A 24088-nucleotide genomic window follows, 5' to 3' on the forward strand; every position below is an offset into this window, starting at 1 on the left:
GCAGCGCCCGGTGCTCCCGGCGCCCCCGCCGGGCCCGGCGGCAACGTGCACCACGCGGCCACCATGCTCGCGGGCCCCGGGACCCCGGGCGCCCCCGCCGCACCCGCCGCACCCGCGTACGGCTATCCCCAGGCCCCCACCGGCCTGCCGACCGTCGGCCCCGGCTACATGGCCGTACTGCGCTACCGCGCGCCCGACGGTTCGGAGCAGCAGCTGATCCGGCGCAGCGCGCCGGGCACGCCGCACCCGGAGTGGCAGATCCTGCACGAGCTGCGGGCGATGAACGTGCCGCCGCAGCAGGTGCTGGAGCTGCACACGGAGCTGGAGTCGTGTGACCTGCCGGGCGGTTACTGCGCGCGCATGGTGCGCGAGACGTGGCCGCAGGTGAGGGTCAGTCATACGGCCGGGTACGGGCGGGATCATCTGACGCGGCAGCAGGGTGTGCGTCATCTGGTGGCGCATCAGGGTGAGCTGCACCAGGTCGCCGACGGGCCGGCGCGGCCGGCGCCGAACCGGGTGCCGTTGCCGCATCCGGGCCAGGTGCGGCAGGCGCCGCCGGTGGGTCCGGAGGCTGTCGCGCACGAGCTGGCGGAGTCGTTCGGTCCGCAGGGTGTGTTCCGGTTCGACCAGCGTGCGGTGTCGCGGCAGGGCGTGCCGGAGGTCGTGGCGCAGACGCTCGTGTGGGCGGGGCTGCCGGTGGACTTCGGGCCGTTCTTCTGGGGTCAGGCGCAGCCGGGCCGGCCGGTGCCGACGCTGGCGGAGCTGGCGGCGGAGCGGGGTGTGCGGCCGGCGCCGGACGCGGGTTCGTATCTGGTGATGGGCAGTGATTTCGGCCGTCAGCTGTGTGTGCAGTACGGGACGGCGCACATCGTGGCGGTGCCGCTGGAGGCGGGGCCGGACGGTGGGCCGGTGCCGCCGCAGTTCGTCAACACGAGCCTTCCTCAGTTCGTACGCTCTTTGGCTCTGCTCGGGAAGATGTGGCGCTGGCGCTACGGGCTGACCCCGGAGCAGGCCGGGCGCTGGACCGTGGACTTCCAGGAGCAGCTGTTGGCGCTGGACGCGGCGGCGTTGTCGTCGCCGGAGAATTGGTGGGCCGTGCTGGTGGAGCAGATGTGGGACGGTCTGTTCTAGGGGGCCGGCCGATGTGTTGAGGACGCAGGGCGCTCGACCCTTGGTGGGGGGTCGGGCGCCCTGTGGTGTCGGCTGGCGCATTCTTGACAGAAGAAGCGGGCGGAGTGTCGCGTTTCGGACATTTCCGTTGTCCAGGAATGATGTGCGCCGGACCGCGTCACATACCGGTTATCCGGGATATAAGGGGCTTCAGGATGAGTGCATCGGTATCTCCCGACGGTTTCGCTGTGGTACGGGGCCGTGGTTACCGACCTGATCAGGTGGAGCGCGCTCTCGTCGATTTCGCGCGTCAGCGCGATGCCGCGTGGGAGCGGGCGGCGCGGCTGACGGTGCTGACGCGGGAGATGGAGGAGGAGGTCGCGCGGCTGGGCCGGGTGGTCGAGCAGCTCCCGCCGCAGACGTACGAGTCGCTCGGGCACCGGGCGCAGGGCCTGCTGTTCACGGCGCAGGCCGAGGCGGCGGGGCTGCGCGAGCGCGCGGAGGCGGCGGCCGCGGAGCTGATGGACGCGGTGAACGGCCACGGGCACGCGGTGCGCGAGGCGGCGCAGACGTACGCGACGACGCTGCGCGCCGAGGCCGACGAGTGGGCGCGGCAGGCGCTGGACGCGGCGCAGGCCGTGGCCGACGACGTGCGGGCGGTCGCGCGGCGCGAGGTGAAGGAGCAGCGGGGCGCGGCACTGGCGGCGCTGAAGGAGATGCGGCAGCGGACCGCGGCGGCGCTGGCGGAGCAGGAGCAGGACCACGCCGAGCGATGGGACGTGGCCGGGCGCGAGCTCGCCGAGCGGGAGGCGGCGGTGGAGGCGCGGATCGCGGCGATGGAGGAGTACGGGCGGCACGCCCTGGCCGAGGCGCAGCGCCGGTACGCGGAGGCCGAGGAGGCGGCGCGGCACGGTCAGGAGGACGCCGAGGCGCAGGGCGCGACGCTGATCTCGCACGCGCGGGTGCGCGAGGAGCGGGTGCACCGCGACACGGAGCGGATGCTGCGCGAGCACGAGGAACGGCGCGAGGAGCTGCGGGCGCACATGGCGCACGTGCGGCACAGCCTGGCGGCGCTGACGGGCAAGCCGGTCGCGGAGGACGCGGGCGCGGGAGACGTGTGAGGTGCCGTCCCGCCCCGGGTGGGGCGGGACGGCGGGTGGTGATCAGCCGGCCGGGGTGGCCGGGGTGGTGGGCGGCTTCTGCGGCTCGGGGGCCACGACGGTGAGGTGCAGGACGAGCGTCGTGCCGTCGGCGGTGGCCAGGCACAGGGTGTAGGCGCCGGTGTTCCCGTCGGTGAAGAGCTCGGGCAGGGTGAGCACGCCGTCCTCGCCGGTCGGGTCGAGGTCGAGGGTGCGTACGGGCTTGCCGTCGTCCTTGAAGTACGGGCCGTTCTTGGTGTCGGTCTTCCCGTCGGCCGCGGCCACGGTGGCGCTGACGCCGAGGCCCTTGACCGCCTTGTCCTTCTCCAGCGCCTTGATCTTGATGCGGCCGGTGAAGGAGCCGTTCGGGGTGGCCTTGAGGGGCTCGTCGCCGACGCGGAGCAGGGTGTCGGCGTGGACGGCCTTGGCGGCCTTGACGGTGGCGTAGAAGTCGACGGCCTTGATGCTGTCGCGGCCCTCGACGGTGGCGTGGAGCGTGAACTGGCCGGTCTTGTCGCCCGCGAGGATCTTCTGGGCGGGGGCGATGCCGTCGGCGCCGGTGCTGACGGTGATCCTGGTGCTTCCGTCGTGGAAGCGCGCCTGGGTGTCGCCGATGATCTCGAAGCGGACGCGGGTGCCGGCGGTCGGCTTGCCGGCCTTGTCCAGAGTCCGTACGAGCGCCCCTTCGAAGGTCCCGCCCGCCGTGGTCTCCCACGTGCCGGCGCCGAGGCGTTCGAGGCGGGTGACGGGGGCGGGCGGGGTGGGCTTGTCGCCGCCGTCGCCGGGCTTGCCCGGCTTGCCCGGCTTGCTGGGCTCGCTGGGCTTGCTCGGCTCACTGGGCTTGGTGGGCTTCTGTGTGCCGGGCTTGGCGGGCGTGCTCGGCGTGCTCGGGCTGCTCGGCCGGACCGGCGTGCTCGGCGTGGGGGTGGTGCCCGGGGTGCTCGGCGCGGGGCTCGTGCCCGGCGTGCTGTCCGAGGGGTTGCCGGGGGTGACCGGCAGCGGAGCCACGTTGCCGCTCTGGTACTTGCGCATCCAGGCGGTGACGGAAGTGACGTACTCGGAAGACGGGTTGTAGGCGAGGATCGCCTTGCGGAGGTCCTTGGGGTCGTTCAGGTCCCGGCCGCTCGCGCACAAGTACTTGGCGGTGCCGAGCGACGAGTCGAAGATGTTGTTGGGGTTCTTCTCGCCGTCGCCGTTGCCGTCGGAGGCGAACAGCTCCCACGTGGACGGTATGAACTGGGTGGGGCCGACGGCTCTGTCGTACTGGGCGTCGTCGTCCCAGCGGCCGCGGTCGGTGTCCTTCACCGTCGCGAACTGTCCGCCCGTCAGGCGGGGCCCTAGGATCTTCCGGTCGCTGAGCCCGCTGGAGAGCAGCTTTCTGCCCTCCATGGTGCCGTGCACCGACTCCACCTGGCCGATGCCCGCGATGAGCTCCCAGGGGATGTGACAGTTGGGCCGCTCCGCCTGCATGGCCTGCGCGGCCTTGCGGTACGCCTCCAGGGCCGTGGCCGGGATGCCCGTGGCGCCGTCCTGGCCGCTGGGCTTGGGCCGCCCGCCCGGCGAACGGGGCTTGAGGTCGGGCAGGGTGAGGTTGGGCGTGCCGTGCGGCAGCCCCTGCGGGTTGTCGGGGCCCGGGGCGGTGTCGTCGGCGTCGGCGGTGTTGTGCGGAGGGGCGACGCCGACCGCGGCGGTCAGGCTGGCGATGAGCAGGGCCGTGCACAGTCCCTGCCGGGAGACGCTGGCAGCGCGAGTCGGGAGAATCTTCACGGATGCTGCTTCCTTCGAGGCCGTCGGCCGGTGCGAAGGGGGTCGCACGATGCCCCCTCGGCCATGGAACCGAACACTAATTCCCGACGGCCCCAATTGTCTTGTCGCGGGGACTGCTTCACGTATTCTTCGCTCTTCGTTCCCCGGACGGAATGGATTCTTCGCCCGTTTCCCGGCTGTTTCCGGCGCCTGTCCGCTCCGAGGCGCGTTCCCTGTGCACGCATTTTCGGTCACTCCCCTCCACGCCCCGGCGCCCGGGCGCCAGGGGCCCGGCCGACCCTGAGACACGGACGCGGGCAACGCTTTTTCCCCTAGGGGTCGTTCCTCACTTTCTCCCCCGCGCGGTTCGTACCGCAGCAGGAGGAGCGCCGGGAAGACGCTGCCTAGCCTTTTCTGTGGGCGTCCGGAGGGGTGCTGGTAGGGCTAGCACCACCTCCGATAGACGGACGAGCACCATCGTGGCCGGCGCCCGGATCCCGCAGGCTGAGCAGGTGACCCGGTAGCGCGGGCGCAGTGGACATTGAAGACATAGGAGACTCACCGTGACTACCGCCGTATCGATTCCCAGGACCGGGGGCAGTGGAGGGCATGCGGCCGTCGCGGCGAGGGCCCGTCAGGTCGTCAAGGCGTACGGAGCGGGGGAGACCCGCGTCGTCGCCCTCGACAGCGTGGACGTGGACATCGCCCGCGGGCAGTTCACCGCGATCATGGGCCCGTCCGGCTCCGGCAAGTCGACGCTGATGCACTGCCTGGCCGGCCTCGACACCGTCACCTCCGGGCAGATATTCATCGACGACACCGAGATCACCGGGCTCAAGGACAAGAGGCTCACGCGGCTGCGCCGGGACCGGATCGGGTTCATCTTCCAGGCGTTCAACCTGCTGCCGACGCTCAACGCCCTGGAGAACATCACGCTCCCCATGGACATCGCCGGCCGCAAGCCCGACCGGGCCTGGCTGGATCGCGTCGTGGAGACCGTGGGCCTGGCGGGCCGGCTGAAGCACCGGCCCAACCAGCTCTCCGGCGGCCAGCAGCAGCGCGTCGCCGTGGCGCGCGCCCTCGCCGCCCGCCCCGAGATCATCTTCGGGGACGAGCCGACCGGAAACCTCGACTCGCGGGCCGGCGCCGAGGTGCTGGGCTTCCTGCGGCAGTCGGTCGACGAGCTGGGCCAGACCATCGTCATGGTCACCCACGACCCGGTCGCCGCCTCCTACGCGGACCGTGTGCTGTATCTGGCCGACGGCCGGATCGTCGACGAGATGTACGCCCCGACCGCGGACGCGGTCCTTGAACGCATGCTGCGATTCATGCCGGGGGGCGACCCCCGGACCCCCGGAGACTTCGACGCCCGCGGGCGGGTGTCGTGACCGTCCTCAAGACCTCCTTCCGCAACTTCCTGGCCCACAAGGGCCGGATGGCGCTCTCCGCCGTCGCGGTGCTGCTGTCGGTGGCGTTCGTCTGCGGCACGCTGGTGTTCACCGACACCATGACCGCCACGTTCGACAAGCTCTTCGCCTCCACCGCCGCCGACGTCAGCGTCAGCCCCCCGAAGAACGACGACGCCCAGGAGACCGGCAAGCCCCAGACCCTCCCGGCCTCGCTCCGCGACCGCCTCGCCAAGGTCCAGGGCGTCGGCAAGGTCGAACCGCACGCCACCAGCCGGCAGATCTCGGCGGCCGACGCCAAGAAGAAGAGCATCGGCCCCGACTCCGGTGCCCCCACGATCGGCACCAACTGGGACGAGAGCCAGAAGAAGTCCGTCGAGATCACCACCGGCCACGAGCCGCACGGCGCGAAGGAGGTCGTCCTCGACTCCGACACCGCCGACAAGCGCCACGTCAAGACGGGTGACGCGCTGCGCGTGTCCGCCGCTCCGGGCGACTTCACCGTGACGGTCGTCGGCCTCGCCACGTACAAGACGACCAACCCCGGCGCGGCCATCCTCTACTTCGACACCCCCACCGCGCAGGCCAGGCTGCTCGGCACCACCGGCGCGTACAGCTCCTACGGCCTGACCGCCGCCTCCGGCGTCAGCGACGAGCAGCTCAAGACCAGCGTCACCGCTGCCGTGGGCACCGGCTACACCGTGCACACCGCCGCCGAGACCAACGAAGAGAACAAGGACGAGATCGGCTCCGTCCTCGACGTCATGAAGTACGCGCTGCTCGGCTTCGCCGGCATCGCCCTCCTCGTCGGCATCTTCCTCATCGTCAACACCTTCTCCATGCTGGTCGCCCAGCGCACCCGCGAGATCGGCCTGATGCGGGCCATCGGCTCCAGCCGGAAGCAGATCAACCGCTCGGTGCTGGTGGAGGCGCTGCTGCTCGGCGTCGTCGGTTCGGTGCTCGGCATCGGCGGCGGCATCGCGCTCGCCGTCGGCCTGATGGAGCTCATGGGCTCGATGGGCATGAAGCTCGACACCTCCGAGCTGACCATCAAGCCCACCACCCCGGTCGTGGGCCTGCTCATCGGCGTCGTCGTCACCGTGCTCGCCGCCTACCTGCCCGCCCGCCGGGCCTCGAAGATCTCCCCGATGGCCGCCCTGCGCGACTCCGGCAACCCCGCCGACGCCAAGGCCGGCAAGGTCCGGGCCGCCCTCGGCCTGCTGATGACCGCCGCCGGCGCGGCCGCGCTGCTGGCCGGCGGGAACGCCGACGAGGCGGGCGCGGGCTCCTCGCTCCTGGGCCTGGGCGTGCTGCTGACCCTGCTCGGCTTCGTGGTCGTCGGACCGCTGCTGGCCGGCTTCGTCGTCCGCGCCCTCGGCGCGGTCGTCCTGCGGATCTTCGGACCCGTCGGCCGCCTCGCCGAGCGCAACGCGCTGCGCAACCCGCGCCGTACGGGCGCCACGGCCTCCGCGCTGATGATCGGCCTCGCGCTGGTCGCCGCCCTGTCGGTGGTGGGCTCCTCCATGGTCGCCTCGGCGACCGGCCAGCTCGACAAGTCGGTGGGCGCGGACTTCATCATCGGCGGCGACACCGGGCCGCTGACCCCGGCCATGGTCAAGGCCGTCAAGTCCGCCGGGCACGTCGAGCACGTCACCGAGACCGCGTCCGTCAGCGCCAGGCTCACCCTGCCCGACGGGAAGACGGACACCCAGCGGCTGACCGCCGCCAGCCCCACGTACGCCGACGACCTGCGCATCGAGACGGTCCGGGGCAAGCTGAAGGACGCCTACGCCAAGGACGCCATGTCGGTGCCCGAGGGCTACGCGAAGGACCACCGGATCAAGCTCGGCGACAAGCTGCCCGTCACCATGGTCGACGGCCGGCGCGCCGCGCTGAAGGTCACCGCGATCACCTCGGACGACACCGCCTTCGACAAGGGCGCGATGTACACGGACATCGCCACCGCCCGGCAGTACCTGCCCGCCGACAAGATGCCGCCGCCGGTGATGCTGTTCGCCAAGGCCGCCGACGGCCAGGCGAAGGAGGCGGCCGCCTCCCTCAAGGCGGCGGTCGAGGACTACCCGCAGATCAAGGTCCGTGACCAGGCCGACTACAAGGCGCTGATCAAGGACCAGGTCGGCCAGCTCCTCAACATGATCTACGGGCTGCTGGCCCTGGCGATCATCGTCGCGGTGCTCGGCGTCGTGAACACCCTCGCCCTGTCGGTCGTCGAGCGCACCCGCGAGATCGGCCTGCTGCGCGCCATCGGCCTCTCCCGCCGCCAGATGCGCCGCATGATCCGCCTGGAGTCGGTGGTCATCGCCCTCTTCGGCGCGCTGCTGGGCCTGGGCCTGGGCATGGCCTGGGGCGTCACGGCCCACAAGCTCCTGGCCCTCCAGGGCCTCGGTGTCCTGGAGATCCCCTGGCCGACGATCACCTGGGTGTTCCTCGGCTCCGCGGTGGTCGGCCTGCTCGCGGCCCTGGTCCCGGCGTTCCGGGCGGGCCGGATGAACGTCCTGAACGCGATCGCGACGGACTAGCAGCCTGCTGCCCCTCCGACGAAGTCCGGCCCGGACGCGCCACGGGGGTGCGCGTTCGAGCCGGGCTTCTCGCTCTCAGGGAGGACACCAGGTCGCCGTCCGGCGGAGGCGCGGGGCCGGCGATCCGCCCTCGGAGCGACGCCTCGGGCACGTCGCCACCGGCATTCTTGTGGCGGCCGCTCGGCCGGGCCGACCCGGACGCGCCACGGGGGTGCGCGTCCGGGCCGGGCGTTTTCCGGGTGCCCCCGGGTGTCACCGTCCGGCCCGTCCGGCCCGCCGGATTGCCGTACGGTGATCGGGCGACCTTGGGAGGACGTATGACCACGCAGCCGGTGCACGACGGTGGGGCGCTGATCCCCAGACCCGAGAAGACGTTCCCCGCGCTCCGGGCGGCGCTCGCACAGGTCGCGCCGTCCCGGCTGGCGGAGATGACGACCGAGCGCGACACGGTTTTCACGATGGCCACCCAGGCCAACAGCTTCGGGCCCATCGCCATGTTCCAGCTCAAGTGGGCCACCGTGATCGAGGTCGAGCGTTTCCCGGACACCGCCCGGCGCCTGCGCGGCGCCGAGCACGCCGCCCAGACGCTCGACAAGGAGGACCCGGCGTGGCGGGCCGCCATGGACGAGATCCGGGAGATCATGGACGCCGCCCGTGCGAGGGCCGCCGGTGAGTGACTGGGGCTGGGAGTACGACCCGGACGCCCGGCACGTGATCGGGGAGACCCCGAACCTCGCCTTCGTCGCCCTGGTGGAAGAGCGCGCCGACGAACTGGTCCGGGCGGCGGCCGCCCTCTACCTCGACGGCACCGCCTACCAGGGCCATTCGCCCGGCCTGCGGGAGGAGATCCTCCCGAACGGAATGTTCCAGTACCTCACTGCCGTGCGGCAGCAGCGCCTCTACATCGTCCACGTCACCCCCTGGCCGCTCTGACGGGCGGGCCCGGCCCGTTCGGCCCGGCCGCGGTTGTCGGCGCACCGTCGTACGCTGGGGTCACCCCGACCCGTATCGCACGTGTCGGGTCGTTCGCGTTGTCCACCCCCGGGACGGGAAAGCCTCCATGAGCCTGCACGGTCTGCTCGACGCCGTCGTCAATGATCCGGCGCTCGCCGAAGCGGTGAAGGCCGCGGCCGACGGCAACCGGCCGCACGTCGACCTGGTCGGCCCGCCCGCCGCGCGGCCCTTCGCCGTCGCCGCCCTCGCCCGGGAGGCCAAGCGCCCCGTGCTCGCGGTGACCGCCACCGGCCGGGAGGCCGAGGACCTCGCGGCGGCCCTGCGCTCGCTGCTGCCGCCCGACGGCATCGTGGAGTACCCGGCGTGGGAGACGCTGCCGCACGAACGCCTCTCCCCGCGCTCCGACACCGTCGGCCGCCGCCTGGCCGTGCTGCGCCGCCTCGCGCACCCGCGCGCCGACGATCCGGCCGCCGGGCCCGTCAGCGTGGTCGTCGCGCCCGTACGGTCCGTGCTCCAGCCGCAGGTCAAGGGGCTCGGCGAGCTGGAGCCGGTCTCCTTGCGCACCGGGCAGAGCGCCGACCTCGGCGAGGTCACCGAGGCGCTGGCCGCCGCCGCGTACGCCCGGGTCGAACTGGTCGAGAAGCGCGGCGAGTTCGCCGTCCGCGGCGGCATCCTCGATGTGTTCCCGCCGACGGAGGAGCACCCGCTGCGCGTCGAGTTCTGGGGCGACGACGTCGAGGAGATCCGTTACTTCAAGGTCGCCGACCAGCGGTCCCTGGAGGCCGCCGAGCACGGCCTGTGGGCGCCGCCCTGCCGTGAACTGCTGCTGACCGACAGCGTCCGCGGGCGCGCCGCGGCCCTCGCCGAGGAGCACCCGGAGCTGGGCGAGCTCCTCGGGAAGATCGCCGAGGGCATCGCGGTGGAGGGCATGGAGTCCCTCGCGCCCGTCCTGGTGGACGACATGGAGCTGCTGCTGGACGTGCTGCCGGCCGGTTCCATGGCGCTGGTCTGCGACCCCGAGCGGGTACGGACCCGGGCCGCGGACCTGGTGGCGACCTCGCAGGAGTTCCTCCAGGCGTCCTGGGCGGCCACCGCCGGCGGCGGCGAGGCCCCCATCGACGTGGACGCGGCCTCCCTGTGGGGCATCGCCGACGTCCGCGACCGCGCCCGCGAGCTGGGCATGATGTGGTGGTCGGTCAGCCCCTTCACGGCGGATGAGGACCTTGGGGGCGACACCCTCAAGCTCGGCATGCACGCCCCCGAGACCTACCGCGGCGACACCGCCCGCGCGCTGGCCGACACCAAGGGCTGGCTGGCCGACGGCTGGCGGACCGTGTTCGTCACCGAGGGGCACGGCCCCGCCGCCCGTACGGTGGAGGTCCTCGGCGGCGAGGGCATCGCCGCCCGCCTCGACGCGGACGTCGCCGAGCTGTCGCCGTCGGTCGTGCACGTCTCCTGCGCGAGCCTCGACAGCGGCTTCGTCGACCCCGGTCTGAGGATCGCGGTGCTGACCGAGACCGACCTCACCGGCCAGAAGTCCGCCAGCAAGGACCTGGGCCGGATGCCGGTCCGCCGCCGCAAGACCATCGACCCGCTCACCCTCCAGACGGGTGACTACATCGTCCACGAGCAGCACGGCGTCGGCCGCTACATCGAGATGGTGCAGCGCACCGTCCAGGGCGCCACCCGCGAGTACCTCCTCGTGGAGTACGCGCCCGCCAAGCGCGGCCAGCCCGGCGACCGCCTCTACATCCCCACCGACCAGCTGGAGCAGGTCACCAAGTACGTCGGTGGCGAGGCGCCCACCCTGCACCGGCTCGGCGGCGCGGACTGGACGAAGACCAAGGCGCGCGCGAAGAAGGCCGTCAAGGAGATCGCCGCCGACCTGATCAAGCTCTACTCCGCGCGGATGGCGGCCCCCGGCCACACCTTCGGCCCCGACACCCCCTGGCAGCGCGAGCTGGAGGACGCCTTCCCGTACGCGGAGACGCCCGACCAGCTGACCACCATCGCCGAGGTCAAGGAGGACATGGAGAAGTCTGTCCCCATGGACCGCCTGGTCTGCGGCGACGTCGGTTACGGCAAGACGGAGATCGCGGTGCGCGCCGCGTTCAAGGCGGTGCAGGACGGCAAGCAGGTGGCGGTGCTCGTGCCCACCACGCTGCTGGTCCAGCAGCACTTCGGGACGTTCTCCGAGCGGTACAGCCAGTTCCCCGTCGTGACGAAGGCGCTGTCCCGCTTCCAGACGGACACCGAGGCCAAGGCCGTGCTGGAGGGGCTGCGCGACGGCTCGGTCGACCTCGTCATCGGCACGCACCGGCTGTTCTCGTCCGAGACGAAGTTCAAGGACCTGGGCCTGGTCATCGTGGACGAGGAGCAGCGCTTCGGCGTCGAGCACAAGGAGCAGCTGAAGAAGCTGCGCGCCAACGTCGACGTCCTGACGATGTCCGCCACGCCCATTCCCCGCACGCTGGAGATGGCGGTGACCGGCATCCGCGAGATGTCGACGATCACCACCCCGCCGGAGGAGCGCCACCCGGTGCTGACCTTCGTCGGCCCGTACGACCAGAAGCAGATCGGCGCGGCCGTCCGCCGTGAGCTGCTGCGCGAGGGCCAGGTCTTCTACATCCACAACCGGGTGGAGTCGATCGATCGGGCGGCGGCGCGGCTGCGGGAGATCATTCCCGAGGCGCGGATCCGCACGGCGCACGGTCAGATGGGCGAGTCGGCGCTGGAGCAGGTCGTGGTCGACTTCTGGGAGAAGAAGTTCGACGTGCTGGTCTCCACGACGATCGTGGAGTCCGGCATCGACATCTCCAACGCCAACACCCTGATCGTCGAGCGCGGCGACAACTTCGGCCTCTCCCAGCTGCACCAGCTGCGCGGCCGGGTGGGGCGCAGCCGCGAGCGCGGGTACGCCTATTTCCTCTACCCGCCGGAGAAGCCGCTGACGGAGACGGCGCACGAGCGGCTCGCGACGATCGCCCAGCACACCGAGATGGGTGCGGGCATGTACGTGGCGATGAAGGACCTGGAGATCCGTGGCGCGGGCAATCTGCTCGGTGGCGAGCAGTCCGGTCACATCGCGGGCGTCGGCTTCGACCTCTACATCCGGATGGTCGGTGAGGCGGTGGCCGACTACCGGGCCTCGGTGGAGGGCGGTGTCGAGGAGGAGCCGCCGCTGGAGGTGAAGATCGAGCTGCCGGTGGACGCGCACGTCCCGCACGACTACGCGCCGGGTGAGCGGCTGCGTCTGCAGGCGTACCGCGCCATCGCCTCCGCCAACAGCGAGGAGGACATCCGCGCGGTCCGTGAGGAGCTCACCGACCGGTACGGCAAGCTGCCGGAGCCGGTGGAGAACCTGCTGCTGGTCGCGGGGCTGCGGATGCTGGCCCGCGCGTGCGGGGTCGCGGACATCACCCTCCAGGGTTCGAACGTGCGCTTCGGGCCGGTGGAGCTGCGCGAGTCGCAGGAGCTGCGGCTCAAGCGGCTGCATCCGCGGACGGTCATGAAGCCGGCCACCCGGCAGATCCTGGTGCCGCGCCCGGCGACCCGTCCCATCGGCGGCAAGCCGCTGGTCGGCCGGGAACTGCTGGCGTGGACCGGTGAGTTCCTGACGACGATCCTGGGCTAGGCGGTGTCCGGTGGGTCTCCGGCCGCGGGCCGTTTCTTTGCCGCCTGCGGCGGCGGGCGCCCTGCGGGCGCGTCCTCAATCGCCGGACAGGCTTGATTTTCGGCTGAGCTCAGCCGCTTTCAGCCTGTCTGGGGGCACCTCCCAGCGGTAGCTGGGGGAGATTGAGGGCACCACCGCGCAGCGGGGGTGCGCACGACACCGCCCGCGACACCCGCTCACATGATCCGCCGGGCACGGCCCAGGGCACCCGGAAGGGGCGGTTCCCGGCGCCCGCGGTCGTGTGCGTCCCCGGTCGGGGGGCGCGCCGCCGCGGGCGTCCGTGCGGTGAGCGGGTGTGCGCCTTTCGCGCCGTTTGTCGATGTCGTGACCAGGACAGCTTTCCCGTGTTCGGGTGGGGGCGGCCCCGGTGCCCGGCCCACGCCGCCGCTTCACAGACGGGACGCCTGCCTTGCCACGCTTCACGCCGCCCGCGCTTCGTACGCCCGCCACCCGCCGCGCCGCCGCTCTCGCCCTCGCCGCGCTGCTCGCCGCCGCCGGATGCTCCTCCGGTGGTGACGGGAAGAAGGACGGGGAGAAAGGGGACGGCGCCAAGGGCTCCGCCGGCAGCGCCCTGAAGGCCGTCTCCTCACTGGACGTCAAGAAGAACGCGTCCAAGGAGGGATACACCCGGAGCAAGTTCGGCCAGGCGTGGGCCGACACCGACGGCAACCGCTGCGGCACCCGCGACGACATACTCAAGCGCGACCTGACCGGGGTGGAGTTCGGCGACGGCCGCTGCCAGGTCACCTCCGGCACGCTCGCCAAGGACCCGTACACCGGCAAGTCCGTGAAGTTCGAGCGGGGCAGCAGCAAGATCGACATCGATCATGTGGTGGCGCTGTCCGACGCGTGGCAGAAGGGCGCGGCCCAGTGGCCCGATGCCAAGCGCGTCGCGCTGGCCAACGACCCGCTCAACCTCATAGCGGCCGACGCCTCCGCCAACCGCAGCAAGGGCGACGGCGACGCGGCGGCCTGGCTGCCGGACAACAAGGCGTACCGCTGCGACTACATCGCCCAGCAGGTCGCGGTGAAGAAGAAGTACGGCCTGTGGGTGACCGGCGCGGAGAAGGACGCGATGGTGAAGGTCCTCTCCTCGTGCCCCACCCGCAGGCTGCCCTCCGGCGGCAACCCGACCGAGGCGCCGGCCCGCTTCACGACCCGGTGACCCGCCTCACGGTGCGGTGCGCTTGAGCACGGTGTAGCCGCCCTCGGCGCCCACGAGGTCGTACCGGACGCCGGGGTGCAGGGTCCCCGCGTCGGTGATCAGGTCCTGGGCGGTCTTCCCGTCGGTGGCGTGCAGGGCTATGTAGTCGGGGGTGACGCCGCGGGTGTCGCCGATCCACAGCACCTGGCAGCGGCCGGCGAGGCGGCTTATGGGACCGATGTCGGATTCGACCGTGGCGCCGTCGGGGATGCGCGCCAGGAGGCGTTCGGCGGCGCGGACGCCCTCGGAGACGCGGTAGGTGTCCGGCTGGGTCAGCCCGTAGAGCGGCAGCGAGGCGGTCAGCGCGAGCGCCGCGGCCAGGACGGCGCCGGGCAGGTGGTGTGCGTACGAGCTCAGCCAGGGGCGGCGGCTGCGCCGGGCGCCGGTGAGCGCGTCGGTGAGGGCGATGAACACGATGGGCATGAGCACGGCGCTGTAGTGCCAGTCGGTGCCCCAGTAGTGATCGTCGTGGGAGGCGAACCGCCAGCCCAGGGTGGGCAGCGCGACGATCAGCAGCGGTGAGCGCAGCGCGAGGAGGCCGGTGGTCGGCAGCAGCACCCACAGCAGCGTGCGGACGGCGGTGTCCGGGGGGATCGTCGGGGCGGGGCCGTCACCGCCGCCGATCTTGTTCCAGTAGTCGTAGGCGCCGCCGGTGTTGAAGCCGGGGATGACCACGCCGAGGGCCAGGACGGTGGCGGCGAGGCCGAAGGAGACGAGGCCGACGGCGAGCGCCGCCGTGCGCGGGTCCCGGCGGGTGCCGCGCAGCCTGATCAGCAGGACCGCGCCGATCGCGGCCACCGTGACGCCGAGGTCCTCCTTGACGAGGACGAGCGGCAGCGCCCACCACATCGCGGCCCGCCAGCGCCCGCGCACCACCGCTTCCAGCGAGAAGGCCAGCAGCGGCATCGCGAAGGCGATCTCGTGGAAGTCGAAGTCGACGGCGCGCTGGACGCCCCAGGAGAGGCCGTAGGCGACGCCGATGGCCAGCCCGCGTTTGCGGCCCAGCAGTCCGGCGGCGAGCCGGGTGACCGGGAGGGCGGACAGCGCGAAGAGGGCGGCCTGCGCGACGAGCAGGGTGAGCGGGCCGGGGAAGAGCCGGTAGAGGGGTGCGAGGAGCGCCGTGACCGGGCTGAAGTGGTCGCCCAGGACGTTGGTGCCCGGCCCCTTCAGGTCGGCTATGGGCGCCTGGAGGTGGGCGTAGCCGCGTATGGCCTGCTCGAAGATGCCCAGGTCCCAGGACATCGTCAGCATGCGGCGGTGCCGGCACACCGACAGGGCGGTGAAGAGGAGGAAGAGGACGGCGGACACCCAGTACGGGTCGAGCCGCGGCGAGCGCAGGGCGAGGGTGCGCGCGCGGCCGCCGGTCGCCGTACCGGCCGTGTGCCGGCCCGGTGCCGGGGCGGTGGCGGCTGCGGCCGGGTCCATGCGGGGTCCTCTTCTTCCTGGGTTCGTCTTCGTTCAGGGTTCTTCGGGCTCGGGCGGGTTCGTCCGGAGTGCTTCCGGGGTTCGTCCGGGGTTCTCCCGGGGCCCGAGGAGTGACTGTCGGAAAAGATACGCGGAGCCCGTCGGTGCCCGGTCCCCCTTCCGGAGACGAGGTACGGCGGGAACCGGTTCAGTCCCCGTTCATCCCCTCTTCTCCCGGTCCTCCTGCCGGCCCCTCTCCCGGCCCGCGCATCCTCACGGCCCGCGAATCGTTGGTCGAACCGGTGGCCCGGATCACACCGACTCCCTAACATCGAGGGACCGTCGCACGATCTTTGCCGGGAGGCTTCATGATCCGCCGAAGGACCGCGCTCGCCCTCTCCGCCGTCGCCCTGCTCGCCGCGGCGCCCGCCCTCACCGCGTGCGGTGCGACGGCCCACCCCGGCGCCGCGGCCGTCGTGGGCCACGACCGGATCACCGTCTCCGAGGTCCAGCGCCAGGTCGCGGACGTCCGCGAGGCCCAGCGCTCCTCCCCGCAGGCGCAGCAGCCGGCGGCCAACGGCGCCCGGCTCGGCCAGGACACCCTGGTCCGCCTCATCCAGTACCGGATCGTGGAGAAGGCCGGCGAGGACAACGGCATCGGGACGGCCCGCCGCGAGCTCCAGGAGCAGCGCCTGCGAATCGACCGGGCCAACGGCGGCGCCGAGGCGGTCCAGGCCCGGTTCCTCGCGCTCGGCATCGCGCCCGACCAGATCGAACGCGCCCTGACCGTGGAGCTCGTCCGCACCAAGCTCGACGCCAAGTTCGGCGCCGAGCGCACCAACGCGATCCTGACGCGCACGTCCGAGAAGCTGCGCGTCGACGTCAACCCCCGCTACGGCACCTGGGACGCCCGGCGCGGCACGACCGGTCCCGCGCGGGAACCCTGGCTGCGGGCCACTCCGCCGTTGGGCGAGCGCCCGGCTTGAGCCGCGCTGCCCGCCGTCGGCGGGTCATGTGAGTGGGCGGCTGCGGGCCGTGTCGTCCGCACCACCGCTGCGCGGCGGTGTCCTCAATCGCCGGACGGGCTGAAGTGGGCTGAGCCCAGCCGCAATCGTGCCCGTACGGGGCTGAAGGGGCTGAGCCCAGCGCAATCAAGCCCGTCCGGCGATTGAGGACGCGCCCGCAGGGCGCCCGCCGCCGCAGGCGGCAAAGCAGCCCGCCCCGCCGCAGGCGGCCAGGCCCGCAGCCGAAGATCCGCCGCGCACCGCCTAGGCTCAAGGCGTGAACGACTCCGCACCCGGCCGCATCGTCCTGCTCACCACCAGCCACCGAGTCGCGCCCGGCCTGCTGTCCTGGCCCGCCTGGCAGGCGCTCCGCGCCGCCGACCGGGTGCTGTGCGCCGACGCCGACCACCCGCAGCTGCCCTATCTGCGGGAGGCGGGCATCGAGGTCGAACACGGCTCGGCGACCGCCCGCGAGCTGGTCGACTACTGCCTGACGGGCCGCGGTGCCGTGGTGCTGGCCTCCGCCGACGGGGAGCCGGCGCTCACCGACGGCCTGGCCCGGCTGGCCGGCTCCGGCCGCGAGACGATGCCGGCCCTGGAGCTGCTCCCCGGTTCGTACGACCTGCCGGGCGCCCGGCTGCTGGACCTGGTCCAGGTGATGGACCGGATCCGCGTGGCCTGCCCGTGGAGCGGTGTGCGCACCCACGAGGACCTGGCGAAGTACGGCCTGGAGGAGATGTACGAGCTCCTGGAGGCCATCGAGACGGGCGACCGGGAGGCCGTGCGCGAGGAGCTCGGCGACGTGCTGCTCCAGGTGGTCTTCCACGCCCGGATCGCGCAGGACGATCCGGACGAGCCGTTCTCCGTCGACGACGTGGCGGGCACCATCGTGGACAAGCTCATCCACCGCCACCCGCACGTCTTCGGAGAGGAGTCCGCCGAGACGCCCGAGGACGTCAAGGCGCACTGGATACAGAGGAAGGCGGTGGAGAAGGGCCGCGAGTCGGTCACCGAGGGCGTGCCCCTGGGCCAGCCGGCCCTGGCCCTCGCCGCGAAGCTGGCCTCCCGGGTCCGTACGGAGGGCATCGACGTGCCGCTCCCGCACGGGGACGGCGTGGGCTACGAACTGCTGGCGCTGGCGGTACGGGCCGAGGCGGCGGGCGTCGACCCGGAGACCGCGCTGCGGGCCGCGGCGCGCACCTTCCGCGACGCGATCCGCGCCGAGGAGGACCGGAACAGGGCCTGAGGCCGGCCGGGCCCCGGCGGCAGCCTACGGACGCGTCGGCCGGGACCTCGGGGAAGGCTTGCCGGCTTCGGGCACCCGTTCGGCCTAGGTGCCGACTTGTCCGGGCGGCCTCCGGGTACCCGAGACCCATGCGCATCGACAACATCGACCACACAGTGATCGCCGCCCCCCACTGGCTGGGGGGCATCGCGCCCTTCATCGTCGGCCTCTTCGTCGTCGCCCTGCTCATCGCGGCCGTCGCCAAGGGCCTGCGGAAGCGGGAGCAGGAGCCACCGCCGCCCAGCCAGCCGCAACGCCGGATGGGGTCCTGGCAGACGCGCGAGGAGCACGAGACCGGGCCGGAGTCGCCCGACCACGGGCCCGGCCACCAGGACGACGACGGCACGATCGGTTATGTGACCGAGCACCACGAATCGGACGAGCTGCACCCCGAAGCGGACGGCGAGCGCGTCCTGCCGCACGAGGTGAGGAACCCCGGCAGCCACCCCGAGGAGCCCACCGAGGAACGCAAGAAGTGGAACCCGGGCACCAGCGGCAGCTTCGGCAGCGGCGGCAGCGGTGGGCCCGGCGGCCACTGAGCCACGCCGTTACGGCCCTGGGCCGTGTCCGGCGGATCACGGGAGCGGGCGGCTGCGGGCCGTGTCGTGCGCACCACCGCTGCGCGGTGGTGTCCTCAAGCGCCGGACGGGCTTGATTGTGGCTGAGCTCAGCCGAAATCAAGCCCGTTGGGGGCACCTCTGGGGGCACCCCCGGACGGAGTCTGGGGGAGGTAGCTGGGGGAGCTTGAGGACGCGCCCGCAGGGCGCCCGCCGCCGCAGGCGGCAAAGACGGCCCGCCCGCCGCAGGCGGCCAGGCGGCAAAAACGGCCTGCAGCCGAACGACCCGCCGGGCACGGCCTAGTAGCGTCGGAGCGTGCCCGACAAGAACGCCACGCCCGCCGCCCCGCCCCTGTTCACCTGGGAATTCGCCGCCGACCCGTACCCGGCGTACGCCTGGCTGCGCGAGCACGCCCCCGTACACCGCACCACCCTGCCCAGCGGCGTCGAGGCGTGGCTCGTCACCCGCTACGCCGACGCCCGCCAGGCCCTCGCCGACCAGCGGCTCTCCAAGAACCCCGCGCACCACTCCGCGTCCGCCCACGGCAAGGGCAAGGTCGGCATCCCCGGCGAGCGCAGCGCCAACCTGATGACGCACCTGCTCAACATCGACCCGCCGGACCACACCCGGCTGCGCCGGCTGGTCTCCAAGGCGTTCACCCCGGGCCGGGTCGCGGAGTTCGCGCCCCGCGTGCAGGAGCTGACGGACCAGCTCATCGACACGATTCTCGACAAACACGGCGCGGAGAAGGGGAAGGCCGACCTCATCCACGAGTTCGCCTTCCCCCTCCCCATCTACGCCATCTGCGACCTGCTGGGCGTACCGCGCGAGGACCAGGACGACTTCCGGGACTGGGCGGGCATGATGATCCGCCACGGCGGCGGGCCGCGCGGCGGCGTGGCGCGCTCGGTGAAGAAGATGCGGGGCTATCTCACCGAACTGATCCACCGTAAGCGGGACGATCTCGGCGAAGACCTCATCTCCGGACTCATCCGGGCGAGCGACCACGGCGAGCACCTCACCGAGAACGAGGCCGCGGCCATGGCCTTCATCCTCTTGTTCGCCGGTTTTGAAACAACTGTGAACCTGATCGGTAACGGAACCTACGCGCTGCTGCGCCACCCCGAGCAGCGCGAGCGCCTCCAGCGCACCCTCGCCGAGGGCGACGAGAGCCTGCTGGCGACCGGCGTCGAGGAGCTGCTGCGCTACGACGGACCGGTGGAGCTGGCCACCTGGCGGTTCGCCACCCAGGACCTGACGATCGGCGGCCGGCGCGTGGCCGAGGGCGACCCCGTGCTCGTCGTCCTGGCCGCCGCCGACCGCGACCCCGAACGGTTCGCCGACCCCGACACCCTCGACCTCGCGCGCCGCGACAACCAGCACCTCGGCTACGGGCACGGCATCCACTACTGCCTGGGCGCGCCACTGGCCCGGCTGGAGGGACAGACCGCCCTGGCGACCCTGCTGCGCCGCCTCCCGGACCTGCGTCTGGCGGCCGATCCGGAGGACCTGCGCTGGCGCGGCGGGCTCATCATGCGTGGACTGCGCACGCTTCCCGTGGAGTTCGGTGTACCTACCAGATGACCGCTCGTCATATCACGTGACCTTCACGTGACCTGCGCTACATCAGCTTGTGACTCCGGGGGGCCGTCGCTATGTTCGACGACCACATCCGCCGCCACACACGAGAGGCCATCGCATGCGCTCCGGGAACGGTCGACATCGCAGACCCCGCCAGGTACCCGCCATCGTGGTCGCCGCGGGGGTGACGGGCTCCGCGCTGGCCATGCCGCTGCTCGCGGCCACCGGCGCGAACGCCGCCGACGCCCCGACGTGGGACCGGGTCGCGCAGTGCGAGAGCGGGGGGATGTGGAGCGCCAACGCGGGCAACGGTTCGTACGGCGGACTGCAGCTCACTCAGGAGCTTTGGGAGCAGTACGGCGGCCGGATGTACGCCCCGCGCCCCGACCTGGCGAGCCGCTCGCAGCAGATCGCCGTCTCGGAGAAGATCCTCCAGGGCGGTGGCGCGGACACCTGGCAGAACTGCGGCACGTCGGCCGGCCTGGCCAAGGACGGCAAGGCGCCCGAGGTGAACCCCGGAAGCACGAAGTCGCCGGAGCCCACGCAGGATCCGTCGGCCGAGGAGCCCGCGAAGGACGAGCCCGCGAAGGACGAGCCGGCGAAGGGGGCACCCGCCTCGCGCACGCCGGAGCACACACCCTCCGCGCCCACCTCGCCGAAGCCCGAGCCCTCCACCCCGACGAGCGGTCAGCCGGAGGGCGGCAAACACCGCAAGGACCCCGGCGGCACGCCCACCGGCGACCCCACGGCCGACCCTACGGCCGACCCCACCGAAATCCCGGCCCCCGACGGCTCGTCCACGCCGTCGCCCTCCGACTCCCCGTCGTCCCTGCCCTCGTTGCCCTCCCCGCCGCCCCTGCCCCCCTTGCCCCCCTCGCACCGCCCTGGTGGCTCCGGCGCGGACGGCTCGGACGGTACGGACGGCTCGGACGGTACGGGCAAGCACCGCGCGGAACCGCCGCGTTCGGACGACGGACGCCCGTCCCGCGGCGACACCCGTACGGAGCAGCCGAAGGCGGGCGACTACACCGTGCGCCCGGGTGACAACCTGTCAGTCATAGCGGAGGAGCACTCCGTCGACGGCGGATGGAACTCGCTGTACGAGCGCAACGCCAAGGTGGTCGGATCCGACCCGGATCTGATCCTTCCTGGTCAGCACCTTGAGATAGCCAAATAGTGCGGTAGTTCGGGGTGAATGTCCGTTCCAGTCGAAAGTGAGACATGGGTCTCGTCGTCTTTCGGCGGAACGGCGCCCTCCCGGAGATCGATCACCCAGCCCGACCTGCGGAAATATCGGGTTTCCCTGGGTAACTGGGGGCAACTGTGGCTGGAAAGAGGGGTTTGAACCCTCCGGCCGACTGTGTTTACCGTCGTGACCGCTCGCCACCGCGAGCACCACGGTCGCCACGCCGAATCCTGCCGGCGGCCGGCGGAGTCGTCGCGTTAAGCGCCGTAGGCAGGAGCGGGGGAACCAAGGTAGGCGCCGGAACGGTCCGTCGGTCAGCAACCGGCGGGGGCCGGAACGGCTTGGGGTGAAGCCGGATGTGCTCGCACGGCCGGCCGGGCGAACTCACAGCCCGAACCCGACAGCTCACCTCGTAGGCGTCGGTGAGGAAACGACTCATGTCCAAGGGCAAGCACCGTCGTCCGTCCAAGGCCGTCCGCATCGTCACGCTCGCCGGTGTCACCGGCGCCGCGGTCGCGGCCCCGCTGATGATCGCCTCGTCCGCGAACGCCGCCTCCGTCGACACCTGGGACAAGGTCGCCCAGTGCGAGTCGACCGGCAACTGGTCCATCAACACCGGTAACGGCTACTACGGCGGCCTCCAGTTCTCCAAGAGCTCCTGGGACGCCGCGGGTGGCGGCAAGTACGCCGCGTACCCGCACCAGGCCACCAAGGGCCAGCAGATCGCCGTCGCCGAGAAGCTGCTCGCCATGCAGGGCCCGGGTGCCTGGCAGTGCGCCCCGGGGACCGGCCTGACCGCCGGTGGTGCGAAGGCGAACGTCGACACCGGTTCCGGTTCGGCCAAGGCCGACCGCGGCACCGTCTCGGGCAAGTCCCACGCCGACCGGAGCGAGCGCCAGACGCCGCCGAAGAAGGCCGCCCCGAAGCACGCCGCCCCGCAGGCCGCCGAGGAGGACGAGGCCCCGGCCCCGGCCCCCCAGCAGGCCGCGCCGAAGCACGCCGCCCCGAAGTCCGTGAAGAAGGGCGACGGCGAGTACCAGGTCCAGGAAGGCGACACCCTCGGCAAGATCGCCGAGGCCAAGAAGGTCAAGGGCGGCTGGGAGAAGCTCTACGACCTGAACAAGGACGTCATCGAGGACGCCGACCTCATCTTCCCCGGCCAGCAGCTGCACCTGAGCTGAGCCGGCGGGCCGGCCACGCGCCGCGCCCCCCGCGCCACCACAGCGGACCGCCCCGCTCCGACGCGCCCCCGGGCGTGCGCCGGAGCGGGGCTCCGCCGTTCCCGGGGCGGTTCCCGCATTCCTTCCCCGCTCAGCGAACACTCCGTCCATTCGTCCCGTGATCTCGGCGTTTGTGCTGTTCTTTCCGCTTTCCCGGCCCCCGAAGGCGATCCGACGGCAGGGGGAGCCTCCAGGGCCCGTTAGGCTCGGGGTGCAGAACTCCAGACACACACGAAGGAGACCCTCGTGCCGTCCATCGACGTCGTCGTAGCTCGCGAGATCCTCGACTCGCGAGGCAACCCCACGGTCGAGGTCGAGGTCGGCCTCGACGACGGCTCCACGGGCCGTGCCGCCGTACCGTCCGGTGCCTCGACCGGTGCCTTCGAGGCCATCGAGCTCCGTGACGGTGACAAGAACCGTTACCTCGGCAAGGGCGTCGAGAAGGCCGTCCTGGCCGTCATCGAGCAGATCGGCCCGGAGCTCGTCGGCTACGACGCCACCGAGCAGCGCCTGATCGACCAGGCCATGTTCGACCTGGACGCCACCGACAACAAGGGCTCGCTCGGCGCCAACGCCATCCTCGGCGTCTCCCTCGCCGTCGCGCACGCCGCGTCCGAGGCCAGCGACCTCCCGCTGTTCCGCTACCTGGGCGGCCCGAACGCGCACCTGCTGCCCGTTCCGATGATGAACATCCTGAACGGCGGCTCGCACGCCGACTCCAACGTGGACATCCAGGAGTTCATGATCGCGCCGATCGGCGCGGAGTCCTTCTCCGAGGCCCTGCGCTGGGGCGCCGAGGTCTACCACACCCTCAAGGCCGTCCTGAAGGCCAAGGGCCTGTCCACCGGCCTCGGCGACGAGGGCGGCTTCGCCCCGAACCTCGGCTCCAACCGTGAGGCACTCGACCTCATCCTGGAAGCCATCAAGCAGGCCGGCTACACCCCCGGCCAGGACATCGCGCTCGCGCTGGACGTCGCCGCCTCCGAGTTCCACAAGGACGGCGCGTACAACTTCGAGGGCAAGTCCCGCACCGCCTCCGAGATGACCGACTACTACGCCGAGCTCGTCGAGGCGTACCCGCTGGTCTCCATCGAGGACCCGCTGTTCGAGGACGACTGGGACGGCTGGAAGACCCTCACCGAGCGCCTCGGCGACCAGGTGCAGATCGTCGGTGACGACCTGTTCGTCACCAACCCCGAGCGCCTCGGCCGTGGCATCGAGGAGGGCGCCGCCAACGCCCTCCTGGTCAAGGTCAACCAGATCGGCTCGCTGACCGAGACCCTCGACGCCGTCGAGCTGGCCCAGCGCAACGGCTTCAAGTGCATGATGTCGCACCGCTCCGGCGAGACCGAGGACGTCACCATCGCCGACCTGGCCGTCGCCACCAACTGCGGCCAGATCAAGACCGGCGCCCCGGCCCGCTCCGAGCGCGTCGCCAAGTACAACCAGCTGCTGCGCATCGAGGAGATCCTCGACGACGCCGCGGTGTACGCCGGTCGTAGCGCCTTCCCCCGCTTCAAGGGCTGAAGGGCTTAGCCTCACCCCGTCCCCGGTCCCGGTCCCGTACCGTGGCCGGGGACGTACGTTCGTAACGGGGAGGCGACATTGGCGGCTGACCGGTTTCCCACCGCGATCAGGCTCAAGGCGCTCGGCACCGCGCTCGTGCACGGGCCCACCGCCCGGGTCTACCGCGCCAAGGGGCCCCGCCGCAGCCGGCTCACCGGCCGCGCGGCGCTCCTCGCGCTCGTCGTCTGCTCCCTGGTCGTCGCGCTCGCCTACCCCATGCGCCAGTGGGTCACCCAGCGCTCGGACATCGCCGACCAGCGGCGCCAGACCGAGCGGGCGCGCCAGGAGGTCCAGCTGCTGCTGGACCGCAAGGCGCGCCTGGAGGACCCCGCCTACGTCGAGCAGCAGGCGCGCGAACACCTGCACTATGTGCGCCCGGGGGAGACCGGCTACAGCGTGGTCGACGGCAGCGCCGCCGCCGAGCGGCCCAGGGACCAGGGCACCGCGGACCGCCCCTGGTACAGCAACCTCTGGGACGGCGTGGACACCGCCGACGCCTCCTGAGCCGCCCA

At 72.1% G+C, this 24088-nt stretch carries 18 protein-coding genes and 1 riboswitch; of the genes, 16 read left to right on the forward strand and 2 right to left on the reverse strand.

The features are described from left to right. Both J7E86_RS23025 and J7E86_RS23030 read left to right on the forward strand, forming a co-directional pair. Positions 1–1131, forward strand: a 1131-nt coding sequence (locus J7E86_RS23025) for an SUKH-4 family immunity protein (protein WP_215083720.1), incomplete at its 5' end; no start/stop codon positions are given. A 260-nt stretch (positions 1132–1391) separates the two neighbouring features. Beyond that, positions 1392–2231, forward strand: a complete 840-nt coding sequence (locus J7E86_RS23030; RefSeq protein ID WP_308312693.1) for a cellulose-binding protein — start codon at positions 1392–1394, stop codon at positions 2229–2231. Positions 2232–2273: 42 nt separating this feature from the next. On the opposite strand, the gene J7E86_RS23035 is transcribed toward J7E86_RS23030, so the two are convergent. After that, the gene (locus tag J7E86_RS23035) at positions 2274–4016 is read right to left on the reverse strand and encodes a lytic transglycosylase domain-containing protein (protein WP_215083725.1); all 1743 of its coding nucleotides are present in this window, start codon (positions 4014–4016) and stop codon (positions 2274–2276) included. A 542-nt stretch (positions 4017–4558) separates the two neighbouring features. Between J7E86_RS23035 and J7E86_RS23040 the strand changes: the two genes are divergently transcribed. The 6 genes from J7E86_RS23040 (at position 4559) to J7E86_RS23065 (ending at position 13733) form a co-directional block, all read left to right on the forward strand. After that, positions 4559–5383, forward strand: a complete 825-nt coding sequence (locus J7E86_RS23040; protein ID WP_215083727.1) for an ABC transporter ATP-binding protein — start codon at positions 4559–4561, stop codon at positions 5381–5383. Continuing rightward, positions 5380–7941: an ABC transporter permease gene (locus J7E86_RS23045; RefSeq protein ID WP_215083729.1), complete on the forward strand. Its 2562-nt coding sequence runs from the start codon at positions 5380–5382 to the stop codon at positions 7939–7941. Before J7E86_RS23040 ends, J7E86_RS23045 begins: the two co-directional genes overlap by 4 nt. 317 nt (positions 7942–8258) lie before the next feature. Continuing rightward, on the forward strand, positions 8259–8618 hold the full coding sequence (locus J7E86_RS23050; protein WP_215083731.1) for a hypothetical protein: 360 nt from the start codon (positions 8259–8261) through the stop codon (positions 8616–8618). Next, complete coding sequence (locus tag J7E86_RS23055) at positions 8611–8874, forward strand: hypothetical protein (RefSeq protein ID WP_215083733.1); 264 nt, start codon at positions 8611–8613, stop codon at positions 8872–8874. Before J7E86_RS23050 ends, J7E86_RS23055 begins: the two co-directional genes overlap by 8 nt. A 127-nt stretch (positions 8875–9001) precedes the next feature. After that, the gene (gene mfd, locus J7E86_RS23060; protein WP_215083735.1) at positions 9002–12529 is read left to right on the forward strand and encodes a transcription-repair coupling factor; all 3528 of its coding nucleotides are present in this window, start codon (positions 9002–9004) and stop codon (positions 12527–12529) included. 448 nt (positions 12530–12977) lie between these two features. Continuing rightward, a complete protein-coding gene (locus tag J7E86_RS23065) occupies positions 12978–13733 on the forward strand; it encodes an HNH endonuclease family protein (RefSeq protein WP_215083737.1) in 756 nt (251 codons plus the stop codon). 6 nt (positions 13734–13739) lie between these two features. Here the strand turns inward: J7E86_RS23065 and J7E86_RS23070 are convergent, their stop codons facing one another. After that, entirely contained in the window at positions 13740–15197 is a 1458-nt protein-coding gene (locus J7E86_RS23070) for a DUF2079 domain-containing protein (RefSeq protein WP_215083739.1), read from the reverse strand. Between the two features lie 347 nt (positions 15198–15544). On the opposite strand from J7E86_RS23070, the gene J7E86_RS23075 reads away from it, so the two are divergent. The 8 genes from J7E86_RS23075 (at position 15545) to J7E86_RS23110 (ending at position 24080) form a co-directional block, all read left to right on the forward strand. Further along, complete coding sequence (locus J7E86_RS23075) at positions 15545–16162, forward strand: SurA N-terminal domain-containing protein (protein ID WP_215083741.1); 618 nt, start codon at positions 15545–15547, stop codon at positions 16160–16162. Positions 16163–16457: 295 nt separating this feature from the next. Beyond that, positions 16458–17426 carry a nucleoside triphosphate pyrophosphohydrolase gene (locus tag J7E86_RS23080; protein ID WP_215083743.1) on the forward strand — a complete coding sequence of 323 codons (969 nt, stop codon included), beginning with the start codon at positions 16458–16460 and terminating at the stop codon, positions 17424–17426. Between the two features lie 128 nt (positions 17427–17554). After that, positions 17555–18004 (forward strand): DUF6479 family protein, encoded by a 450-nt coding sequence (locus J7E86_RS23085; RefSeq protein WP_215083745.1) that lies wholly within the window; start codon positions 17555–17557, stop codon positions 18002–18004. A gap of 334 nt (positions 18005–18338) precedes the next feature. After that, positions 18339–19607 carry a cytochrome P450 gene (locus J7E86_RS23090; RefSeq protein WP_215083747.1) on the forward strand — a complete coding sequence of 423 codons (1269 nt, stop codon included), beginning with the start codon at positions 18339–18341 and terminating at the stop codon, positions 19605–19607. Positions 19608–19773: 166 nt separating this feature from the next. Beyond that, complete coding sequence (locus J7E86_RS23095; protein WP_308312694.1) at positions 19774–20781, forward strand: transglycosylase family protein; 1008 nt, start codon at positions 19774–19776, stop codon at positions 20779–20781. 261 nt (positions 20782–21042) lie between these two features. Continuing rightward, a riboswitch (cyclic di-AMP (ydaO/yuaA leader) is annotated at positions 21043–21224 on the forward strand. Positions 21225–21227: 3 nt separating this feature from the next. Then, positions 21228–21971 carry a transglycosylase family protein gene (locus tag J7E86_RS23100; RefSeq protein WP_215083750.1) on the forward strand — a complete coding sequence of 248 codons (744 nt, stop codon included), beginning with the start codon at positions 21228–21230 and terminating at the stop codon, positions 21969–21971. A gap of 285 nt (positions 21972–22256) precedes the next feature. Then, a complete protein-coding gene (gene eno, locus J7E86_RS23105; RefSeq protein ID WP_215083751.1) occupies positions 22257–23537 on the forward strand; it encodes a phosphopyruvate hydratase in 1281 nt (426 codons plus the stop codon). A 78-nt stretch (positions 23538–23615) separates the two neighbouring features. Further along, positions 23616–24080, forward strand: a complete 465-nt coding sequence (locus tag J7E86_RS23110; protein ID WP_215083753.1) for a septum formation initiator family protein — start codon at positions 23616–23618, stop codon at positions 24078–24080. Positions 24081–24088 lie beyond the last annotated feature (8 nt).

The sequence above is a fragment of the Streptomyces sp. ISL-11 genome, assembly GCF_018614525.1.
Taxonomy (GTDB): domain Bacteria; phylum Actinomycetota; class Actinomycetes; order Streptomycetales; family Streptomycetaceae; genus Streptomyces.